Source organism: uncultured Caballeronia sp. (assembly GCF_964243625.1).
Taxonomy (GTDB): Bacteria; Pseudomonadota; Gammaproteobacteria; order Burkholderiales; family Burkholderiaceae; genus Caballeronia.
Genome location: NZ_CAXTGZ010000776.1, coordinates 1 through 2,504, shown reverse-complemented (window position 1 = coordinate 2,504; position 2,504 = coordinate 1). Strand labels below are relative to the sequence as shown.

Below are 2,504 nucleotides of genomic sequence, written 5' to 3'. Positions count from 1 at the left end.
CAACTGAGAGGCCATGCCCAAGCGAACCGGCCGTGACTTCCACGCCGGGCACGTGCGCATCGGCCAAACCCTTGAGGCGCGTGCCATTGCCGAAGTAGTTGCTCATTTCGTCGTCGCTCAGCCAGCCGATCTCGTGCAAGCAGGCATATTGCGCCATCACGCCGTGCCCTTTGCTCAACACCATGTAGTCGCGCTGCGTCGCATGCGGGTTGGTGGCGTCGAATTGGAGATGGTTGCGATAGAGCACCGCAAGCAACTCCACGATCGAAAATGCACAGCCGATGTGAACTGTCGACCCGGCGAACGCCATGTCGAGAATAGTCTTGCGAACGCGGACTGCGTCGAATTTTTTCATGCCGTGACCGCTGAGCGGTTCCAGTTTATCGTCTTGGACAAAGCCAGTTCCAAAGGAGTGAATTCGTCGACATCAAGCGCGTGACGCGCCTTCGACGTATCCGGTACGTAACGCGGGGCAGAGCCACTACCGGCTTGCACTGCCGGTGCCGCAGGCAATGTCGAGCCGCATTGGCGTTCCACCATCCGTGCGAGATCGATGATCGAAATTTCGCGTTCGGAGCCTACGTTATACGCGGCACCGCTTTCACCGCGAACGAGCATGCGCAGAAGCCATATGCATGCGTCTGCCATGTACAGATAACTGCGCAACGGCCGCCCGTCGCCGTTGATGCTAATCTGTTTTCCGGCCAGCGCGTCGCGGACGAAATTGCCCGCGGCGAACGGACCATCTAGCGGAATAGCCGGGCCGAGCAACGCATAGATTCGCGCGATGCCCACATGCATGCTGCTGTGCTGCTGGGCATAGGCAGATGCCAGCCATTCGGCGGCACGCTTGCTCTCGCCGTACGCGCTTGCCATCTTCAATGGGTCGGGTGCACCCGAGTAGGTCTCAGGCGTCCGTGCGAGCGTGGCTGGCTGCGCGCCGTAGACAGCACCACTCGATGTCAGCAGGAACCGCGATGCGCCATTGGCCTGTGCGAAATCCAGCACGCGACGCGTGCCGGTCACGCCGGTATCGAAAACGCGCAGCGCATCGCCCGCGCGGGCAAGATCAGCAACGTCGGTTGCAGCATGAATGCAGGCATCGACAGGCTGACGACCTGCTTCGAAACTTGCGACATCGCCCTGAATAAGCTTCATGCCGCGCGCCGCGAACAAATGCGGTGCGTAATCAATGGCTTTCTGCGGATCCCGGCTCAGCGCAACGGTTTCAATCTTGCTGCCGACCACTTGATTAGCGTGCTGTACGACTTCGAGAAGCCACGAGCCGATAAACCCGGTACCGCCCGAGATAAAGAGCCGCGCCCGGTCGAGAGCGGACCAGACATCGGCAGTATGCTCGACGACGAAGTCCAGATCATCCTGGGGCAACGGCTTGCGCATAAATCCCGCTTTAGAAGTTCACGCCGAGGAACGTCTCGATTTTCTCGATGGTGAAGTCGAGCATCTCTCGCGACAATCCTGGATACACCCCTACCCAGAACGTTTGATTCATGATGATCTCGGTGTTTGTCAGCTCGCCGCTCACCCGATAGTTGCGCCCGATCATATACGGCTGGCGTGTGAGATTGCCCGCGAACAGCAGGCGGGTGCCGATCTTGTTCTGGTCGAGATACGCAAGCAGGTCCACACGACGGATATCCGCTTCGGGCTTGAGCGTGACCGGGAAACCAAACCACGACGGATTCGAATTCGGCGTCGCATGCGGCAGGATCAGGAATTCCTTGCAGCTTTGAAGCTTGTCATGCAGGTAAGCGAAGTTGTCGCGACGCGCTTGCACGAAGCCTTCCACGCGATCCATCTGCGCGAGTCCGCAGGCCGCCTGCATGTCGGTGATCTTCAGGTTATAGCCAAGATGCGAATACGTGTACTTGTGATCGTAGCCTTCGGGCAGGTTGCCGAGCTTCCAGCAGAAACGCTTGCCGCACGTGTTGTCCTTGCCCGGTGCGCAGTAGCAATCGCGGCCCCAGTCGCGGAACGATTCTGCGATCAGCTTCAACTCCGGATTGTTCGTGAAGACCGCGCCGCCTTCGCCCATCGTGATGTGGTGCGCAGGGTAGAAACTGATCGTGCCGATATCGCCAAACGTGCCAACCAGCTTGCCGTCGTAGGTCGCGCCCAATGCGTCGCAGCAATCTTCGATCAGCCACAGGTTGTACTTCTTGCAGAGCGCGACGATCGTCTCGAGGTTGTACGGATTGCCGAGCGTATGCGCGAGCATGATCGCTTTCGTCTTCGGCGAGATGGCCGCTTCGATCTGGGTCGCGTCAATGTTGTACGTGCCAAGTTCTACATCGACAAAGACAGGTACTGCGCCAAATTGCAGGATCGGGTTGACGGTGGTCGGGAAGCCTGCCGCCACGCCAATCACTTCGTCGCCCGGACGGATGGCGCGGTCGCCAAGTCGCGGCGAGGTCAGCGTTGAGAACGCGACCAGGTTTGCCGACGAACCCGAGTTCACCGTAATCAGATATCGCACGCCAATA

At 59.2% G+C, this 2,504-nt stretch carries 2 protein-coding genes and 1 pseudogene; all 3 read right to left on the bottom strand.

Annotation, left to right across the window (positions count from 1 at the left end):
* Nucleotides 1-355, bottom strand: a pseudogene (locus ACFFAR_RS30725) (transketolase); the annotation flags it as partial.
* Nucleotides 352-1,401: an NAD-dependent epimerase/dehydratase family protein gene (locus ACFFAR_RS30720; RefSeq protein WP_375509171.1), complete on the bottom strand. Its 1,050-nt coding sequence runs from the start codon at nt 1,399-1,401 to the stop codon at nt 352-354. The pseudogene ACFFAR_RS30725 and the gene ACFFAR_RS30720, both read right to left, overlap by 4 nt.
* A 10-nt stretch (nt 1,402-1,411) precedes the next feature.
* Nucleotides 1,412-2,504, bottom strand: a 1,093-nt coding sequence (gene rfbH, locus ACFFAR_RS30715; protein WP_375509170.1) for a lipopolysaccharide biosynthesis protein RfbH, incomplete at its 5' end; no start/stop codon positions are given.

What these genes read in the sequence shown, in the direction of transcription:
- ACFFAR_RS30720 (WP_375509171.1), bottom strand. Translation starts at nt 1,401, where the DNA reads ATGCGCAAGCCGTTGCCCCAGGATGATCTGGACTTCGTCGTCGAGCAT.